Here is a 7,278-nt window from a genome sequence, read left to right on the forward strand (position 1 = left end):
CTGGTCAGAAGCCTGATAGGGGGCAACAGAGACCCGTGAACGACCAGCTGGCGCGGACGGTGGGTGGCCGAGTGCGCTCCCACCGCATAGCAGCGCGCCAGACCAAGACGGTCGTGGCTGGGCTCGCTGGCATCACGCCGGACTACCTTTACCAGATCGAACGCGGGCAGAAGCTGCCAGCCATCCCGGTTTTGGCCCAACTTGCCCAGGTGCTGCGCGTGGAGCTGGCTGACCTGTTGGGTACCGTCCCGACCGCGCGTAGGCCGCGGCTGACCGATGTCACAGCGGACGCCATTTACCGGGCCATGACCACCCCTGTACTGCCTACTGCCGAACTGACCTCGCCCACCTCCCTCCACCGCGAGGTGCGGGCAGCCTGGCAGACCTGGCAGGCCTCACCACACCGCTACAGCGAGCTGACCACCGACCTGCCCGAACTCATTGCCGCCACTGAAGCGGCTGTGCGACAGACGAACGGATCGCTACAACGGCAGGCGCATGCCATCGCCGCCGATCTGTACGGCTTGCTGCGAACCGTGACCAAACGCATTGGGCGAATCGATTTGTCTTTGCTGGCAGCCGACCGCGCCATGCGGGCGGCCGAGTTGGCCGATGATCCGGTACGACTGGCGGGAGCGAGTTGGAACCTGACGCAGGTACTACTTGCGGACGGCCAGGCCGAAGGCGCGGAAACCGTTGCTATGCAAGCATTCGATAGGCTGCGAGAGCCAGCCCGTCACAATGACCCGGACGCCATCGCTCTGTCCGGTGCGCTCCTGCTCATCGCCGGCGTGGCCGCCGTCCGTGGCGGTAACGTCTGGATCGGCCGGGACCGGTTGCACGAGGCTGCCCCATTTGCCGACCGCACCGGTGAACGCAACACTTGTTGGACCGCCTTCGGACCGACCAACGTGGCGATGTACGCCGTCAGCATCGAGGTGGAATCCGGCGAAGCCGTCGAGGGCTTGCGGCTGGCCGAGCAGATCGACCGCGATCGCTCGCCCTCGATCGAACGGCGAGTGGCGTTTCTGCTTGATCAGGCGAAGGGCTACGGTCAGCGCCGAGATTTCGCACGCGCACTGAACGTGCTGCGAATAGCCACCTACGAAGCCCCTGAGGACATCCGCTTTCGGCCTGCTGCCCACACACTTCTGCGCACCGTGGCGGAACGAGGCCGACGTTCGGTCGCCATCGGCGCCTCTCAGCTGGCCACATCAATTGGGCTACCCCTGTAGCGACCATCGTGCAATCACACCCGAACTGAGAGTTCGGGTTACCGACCAGTAGCCGCCATACCGTCCTGATCTGGCACTCCGGCGGCCGGTTGACACCTCGCCTCCCCCCCCTGCCACGGGCGTCCTTCCCGCATGACGCGAGGCGTCGCCGCCCGTGGTCGTTTTCGTCCTGGCCGTCGGAGTGCCACCCAGGCATCTTCTGTCGGACGAGAGCGAGCCATCCCGTGATCACCCGGACATCTCAGACGGCACCCCCGGCGGTTCCGGCCTGTTGGCAACGGCAGCGCAACGCGCTGGTGGCCGCACCGGAGCCACGGCTGCCGGAACCGACCCAGCTCTACAGCGTCATAACGCTCACCTTACGGCTGCGCACCGCCGCCATGACCGGCGCAGCCTGCAGGGGGTGCGGCGAGGATTGGCCGTGCCCTGACGTGCGGTTGGCCTGGCGCCTGCGCGAAGGGTTCTAACGCGGTGAGCACGGTATTTCTGGCCACGTGCGACCACGTGTTGCCGACGCTGACGCGGCTGCACCTGTTGTGCCTGCTCGACACCCACGAGTGGCGACGGCCGCTGTTTCTGTGCCGATCCACCGGGTCGACGCAGGACCAGCTCAAGCGTCACCTCAACGCCTTACGGGGTGGCGGTTACATCACGACGCGCCGCGGACGGGAGCGCGTTGGGCTCGTTCGGCTCACGCCGCTGGGCGCGCGGCAACGCGAGGCGTACCTCGCCACGCTGGCCGCCTTGCCCTCGTGGGCCACCGAGCAAATCACTCGCGCACGGGGCGACCGGCCGGACTGGTTCGTGACGACGGGAGCGATGAACCCGTGAGTGAATATCCGGAACTCGCCTACTCGGCGAAACGGCTGTTCGCGCAGCCGCCGGTGGAGCCATCGCAGGGCACGCCCGAAGTGGTGTGCGGCTACGTCCGCACGGCTCGCCCAGATCCTGACGACGCCGACGCCGACGCCTGCGGGGGCCAGCTACGCCGGTGCACTGATAACCAAAGCTGGGAGCTCGGCACGATCTTCCGTGACCTCGGCAGTCCAGCGGAGGCAGTCCTCCAGTCAGCACTGGCCGGAGCACTGGACATGGTGCGGCAGGAGCGCACCACGAGCCTGTTGGTGGTGTCCTGCCACTACCTGGCCGAAACGGCCGCCGCCCGCAAGCGCCTGACGATGGCGGTCTACCGCACCAGCAGCACGATTCGGGTGCTGGCTCGTGACGTCGCCCGGTGAACGCGCATGAGACGCGACACGGCCGAACTCATCCGGGCGCTGGCCGCGGTGACGAAGCACCTACCGCGCTTTACGACCGAACTGCTGGCGGGCAACCTGCCACCGGCCCGGCAACACGTCTTCGCGGATCTTCTGCTTGAACTTGGCCGCACGCTTCACGAGCACGCTGCCACGGACGAACGTGGAACTTCGTCGGCCGGCACGGCCCGGGACAGCTCGAGTAGCGGCGGGACCTCGTCGCTCACCTCCACCGGCCCACCGGCTGCGCCAGAGCCGTGAATCCGGTCGTCGGGTATCTGGCGATTTTGTCAGGCCTGCTGATGCTGTGGGGGCTTGGCGCCCTGGTGCTGCGGCGCCGCCGGATAGCTCGTGCCCGGCGACTTGCTCGCAGCGACCGGACAGTCGCCGCCATCCGGGAACGAGTGGAACGCGAACGAGCTGACGAGGACCTAGCCCGAGCGGATACCGCCGTGCTACCGGTGATCTCGGCGGAACCGGCCGCCGATGTCAACGACCCGCCGACGCAGCCTCTGCCGTTGCCGAAACGTACGCGGTAGCACTTACCACGGCCGCCACAACCGAAGCCTCGGACGTCAGCCCGGCGCCCGAGTCTGGACCTGAAACAGCGGCTGCTGGAAGGACTCGAGCACGTCGACGAACCGGACGAGAAATTCGGCGAAGAGCCGCCAGAGCCGAAGCCGCCACACTGCGACCCCTAAAGCTTTCCGGTCCGCCGAGGATGGGTTTGGTTGACATCCAAGGAAAAATGGATGTGGGTGTGAATGATGAGTACCTGGTGCCCCCGACGGGGTTCGAACCCGCACTGGGTCGATTTTAAGTCGACTGCCTCTGCCAGTTGGGCTACGGGGGCACCGACCAGCCTAGGCGAATACGCGTCGGGCCGCGGCGCCGGTCCGCCGAAAACCCAGCCGGCGTTTCCCGGCCCGTCCCCCCGGGTGGGACCGACTGCCGAGAGGCCTTCACCTCTCGACAGCAGTCCCGGGGGCGTCAGGACTTCGAGACCCGCGCGAAGTCTTCCTTCGGGTTGTTGATCTGCCCCAGCGAGATGATCTCGCGGCGGAACAGGCCACCGAGCATCCAGTCGAAGAGGATGCGCACCCGGCGGTTCCAGGTCGGCATCGCCTTGAGGTGGTAGGCGCGGTGGAACAGCCACGCCGGGAAGCCCTTGATCTTCATGCCCATGGCGTCTGCGACGCCCTTGTGCAGGCCGAGGCTGGCCACGGCGCCGAGGTTCTTGTGGTAGTAGTCCTTCGGCTTGCCGCCGCGGATGACCCGGATGATGTTCTTCGCCAGCACCCGCGCCTGGCGGACGGCGTGCTGCGCGTTCGGCGGGCAGGTCGCGGTCGGGTCGGCCTCGGTGCGCGAGAGGTCCGGCACGGCGGCGTTGTCGCCGGCGGTCCAGACGTCCGGGTGACCGACGACCTGGAGGCCCGCGGTCGCCTCGAGCCTGCCGCGCTTGTCCAGCGGCAGATCCGAGTTCGCCAGCACCGGGTTGGCCTTCACCCCGGCGGTCCAGATGATCGTGTCGGTGTCGAACTCGGTGCCGTCCGAGAGCACGACGTGCCCGTTCTCGAACGACTTCGCCGCTGTCGACAGGTAGACCTCGATGCCGCGCTTCTCGAGCTGCTGCACCGTGTACACACCCAGCGTCTCGCGGACCTCGGGCAGGATGCGCCCGGCGGCCTCGACGAGCACCCAGCGGATGTCCTCCGGCTGGATGTTCGGGTAGTAGTTCGTGGCGAAGCGGGTCATGTCTTCCAGCTCCGCCAGCGCCTCGATGCCGGCGAACCCGCCGCCCACGACGGTGAACGTCAGCAAGCGCTTGCGCAGCTCGGGGTCGAGCGTGCTGGCCGCCTCGTCCAGCTTCGTCATGACGTGGTTGCGGAGGTAGATCGCCTCACCGATGGTCTTGAAGGCGATGCCCTCCTCGACCAGGCCGGGAATCGGCAGGACCCGGGCGACGGCACCGAGCGCGACCACGAGGACGTCGTAGCCCAGCTGCTCGACGTGGCCGTCCGCGGCTTCGACCGTGACGGACTTCTGGGCCTGCTCGATCTTGGTGACCCGCGCGGTGAGCACGTGGCAGCGCTTGAGCACGCGCCGCAGCGGCACGACCACGTGCCGCGGCTCGATCGCGCCCGCCGCCGCCTCCGGCAGGAACGGGGCGTAGGTCATGTGCGGCTGGGGGTCAACGACCGTCACGGACGCCTCATTGGCCCGAAGCATTTTCTGGAGGCCGTACGCGGTGTACAGCCCTACGTACCCACCACCGAGCACGAGGATCCGAGTCGGTTCCGACTTAGCAGCCATGTACCTATAGTCGCACTCACTCGCGGGTATCGCTCGGGGACCCCACCCGGCTGTGACCAGCGTCGCCACCTCTTCGGCACCGATTCAGAAGAGCCCCGCCACCTCGGCCGCCGAGGCCAGCACCTCACACACCATCGCGTGAGTCACCCGATGCGTCTGGACATTGCGTGGGGACACGTGGTAACAGCCGAAAACCCGCAGGTCGTCGAGCCGGAGCACGGCACCGTGACCGAACGCCGGCCGCGGCGACGGCACCGGCCATCCGGCCTCCGCGAGCACCGGCATCAGTGCCTGCCAGCCGAACGCGCCGAGCACGACGATCGCGCGCAGGGCCGGCCGCAGCAAGCCGAGTTCGGCCGCCAGCCACGGGCGGCAGGTGTCCCGCTCGGCCGGGGTCGGCTTGTTCTCCGGCGGCGCGCAGCGGACCGGCGAGACGATCCGGGTCCCGCTGAGCGCGAGCCCGTCGCCGATGGCGGTCGACGTCGGCTGCGAGGCCAGCCCGACCTCGTGCAACGCGCGGAACAAGAAGTCGCCGGACGGGTCGCCGGTGAACATCCGCCCGGTGCGGTTCGCGCCGTGTGCCGAGGGGGCCAGCCCGACGATCGCCAGCGCGGCGTCGGCGGGCCCGAACCCGGGGACCGGACGCGCCCAGTACTCCTGATCGGCGTACGCGGGACGTTTCGTGCGGGCGACCTGCTCGCGCCAGGCGACCAGCCGCGGGCAGGCGCGGCATCCGATCACCTCGGCGTCCAGTTCGGCCAGCGAGCGCGGACGGGTGTGCACCAGGTCACCATGCCACAGCGACGCGACCGCCGAAGGTCGTGCGGTGGCGGCACTAAGTTGGTTCCATGGCGGAAACGACTCCTGAGCAAGAGGCCGCGACCTCCGCGGCCCCCGAAAAGCCCGTTCCCGAGCCGACGGACGACCTCGTCACGACCCACCACACGCTGACGGTGAAGCGGCGCAAGCTGGCCTACACCGCGCAAACCGGGCGGATCGTGCTGCGCAAGGAGGTCGTCACCGACGGAAAGTCGGAGGGCCACAAGCCGAAGGCGGAGGTCTTCGTCACCGCCTACACGCTCGACGACGCCGACCCCGGGACGCGCCCGGTGACCTTCGCGTTCAACGGCGGGCCCGGCTCGTCCAGCATCTGGCTGCACCTCGGGCTGCTCGGGCCGCGGCGGGTGCTCTCCGGGGACGTCGACGATCCGGTGGCGCCGCCGTACGGGCTGGCCGACAACCCGGAAAGCCTGCTGGCGCACAGCGACCTCGTCTTCATCGACCCGGTCTCGACCGGCTACTCGCGTCCGTCGGAGGGCGAGACGGCGAAGGACTTCCTCGGGTTCAAGGGCGACATCGAATCCGTCGGCGAGGTCATCCGGCTCTGGGTGTCCCGCAACGAACGCTGGCTGTCCCCCAAGTTCCTCGCCGGCGAGTCGTACGGCACGCTGCGCGCCGCCGGGCTGGCGGCGCACCTGCAGGAGCGGCACGGCCTCTACCTCAACGGGCTGCTGCTGATCTCCTCCGTGCTCGACATGGGCACCCTGCGGTTCACCGAGGGCAACGACCTGCCGTACTCACTGTTCGTGCCCACCTACGCCGCGATCGCGCACTACCACGGCCTGCACGGCGACCGCCCGCTCGACGACGTGCTCGCCGACGCCGAGGACTTCGCCGCGAAGGAACTGCCGTGGGCACTCGCCCGCGGCGCCCGGCTGTCCACACAGGACCGCGCCGAGGCCGTCGCCACCCTGGCTTCGCTGACCGGGCTCAGCGAGTCCTATGTGGACCGTGTCGGGCTGCGCATCGAGCACATGCGGTTCTTCACCGAACTGCTGCGCGAACGCGGCCTCGTCGTCGGCCGGATGGACGGCCGGTTCACCACCTGGGAGCCGGACGGCGGCCGCGAGCACGCCAGCGACGACCCGTCGGTCTCGCGGATCATCGGCGCCTACGCCGCCGGGTTCAACCACTACGTGCGCGCCGAACTCGGCTACCAGAACGACCTGCCGTACGAGATCCTCTCGATCGACACGTTCAAGGCGTGGTCCTATTCGGACTTCGAGGGCCGCTCGGTGTCCGTTGTGGACTCACTCGGCTCGGCCATGCGCGCCAACCCGCACCTGAAGGTCCACGTCGCCTTCGGCCACTACGACGGCGCCACCCCGCACTTCGCCGCCGAGCACGTGCTGGCCCAGCTGCAGATCCCGGAGGAACTGCGGGAAAACATCGACACGGCGTACTACCCGGCCGGGCACATGATGTACGTCCACGAGCCGACCCGGCTCCAGCAGTCGAAGGATCTGGCCAAGTTCGTCAAAAAGGCCTCGAACCGCGACTGACCGGCTCCACGTCCTGGCCGGGGGGGGGGGGGGGGCGCGCGGCGACGCCCCCGCCCGGCCGGGGGCGGCGCGCGCGGCGCCGGGGCGCCCGGGGCCCGCGCCGGGGCGGGGGCCCGGGCGGCCGGGCGGGTG

General features: G+C 68.9%; 6 protein-coding genes and 1 tRNA gene. 4 read left to right on the top strand and 3 right to left on the bottom strand.

Going from position 1 to position 7,278, the window contains the following annotated elements; all coding sequences use genetic code 11:
- Positions 1 to 35 precede the first annotated feature (35 nt).
- From ACFWX1_RS05015 to ACFWX1_RS05025, 3 genes are all read left to right on the top strand, one after another.
- Entirely contained in the window at positions 36 to 1,235 is a 1,200-nt protein-coding gene (locus tag ACFWX1_RS05015; protein ID WP_378383962.1) for a helix-turn-helix domain-containing protein, read from the top strand.
- Positions 1,236 to 1,706: 471 nt separating this feature from the next.
- Positions 1,707 to 2,066, top strand: coding sequence for a transcriptional regulator (locus tag ACFWX1_RS05020; protein WP_378383964.1), 360 nt, complete (start codon positions 1,707 to 1,709; stop codon positions 2,064 to 2,066).
- On the top strand, positions 2,063 to 2,473 hold the full coding sequence (locus tag ACFWX1_RS05025) for a hypothetical protein (protein WP_378383966.1): 411 nt from the start codon (positions 2,063 to 2,065) through the stop codon (positions 2,471 to 2,473). Before ACFWX1_RS05020 ends, ACFWX1_RS05025 begins: the two co-directional genes overlap by 4 nt.
- A 794-nt stretch (positions 2,474 to 3,267) precedes the next feature.
- Here ACFWX1_RS05025 and ACFWX1_RS05030 read toward each other — a convergent pair.
- From ACFWX1_RS05030 to ACFWX1_RS05040, 3 genes are all read right to left on the bottom strand, one after another.
- Positions 3,268 to 3,344: transfer RNA gene (locus ACFWX1_RS05030), tRNA-Leu, on the bottom strand.
- A gap of 137 nt (positions 3,345 to 3,481) precedes the next feature.
- The gene (locus ACFWX1_RS05035; RefSeq protein ID WP_378383968.1) at positions 3,482 to 4,804 is read right to left on the bottom strand and encodes an NAD(P)/FAD-dependent oxidoreductase; all 1,323 of its coding nucleotides are present in this window, start codon (positions 4,802 to 4,804) and stop codon (positions 3,482 to 3,484) included.
- An 84-nt stretch (positions 4,805 to 4,888) separates the two neighbouring features.
- Positions 4,889 to 5,587, bottom strand: a complete 699-nt coding sequence (locus ACFWX1_RS05040; protein ID WP_378383970.1) for a uracil-DNA glycosylase — start codon at positions 5,585 to 5,587, stop codon at positions 4,889 to 4,891.
- A 65-nt stretch (positions 5,588 to 5,652) separates the two neighbouring features.
- Between ACFWX1_RS05040 and ACFWX1_RS05045 the strand changes: the two genes are divergently transcribed.
- Positions 5,653 to 7,146, top strand: coding sequence for a S10 family peptidase (locus ACFWX1_RS05045; RefSeq protein ID WP_378383972.1), 1,494 nt, complete (start codon positions 5,653 to 5,655; stop codon positions 7,144 to 7,146).
- Positions 7,147 to 7,278 lie beyond the last annotated feature (132 nt).

Source organism: Amycolatopsis sp. NPDC059021, assembly GCF_042739895.1.
Lineage (GTDB): Bacteria > Actinomycetota > Actinomycetes > Mycobacteriales > Pseudonocardiaceae > Amycolatopsis.

Coding starts and splice junctions, on each gene's coding strand:
- ACFWX1_RS05035 (WP_378383968.1), bottom strand. CDS start 4,804: ATGGCTGCTAAGTCGGAACCGACTCGGATCCTCGTGCTCGGTGGTGGG.
- ACFWX1_RS05045 (WP_378383972.1), top strand. CDS start 5,653: ATGGCGGAAACGACTCCTGAGCAAGAGGCCGCGACCTCCGCGGCCCCC.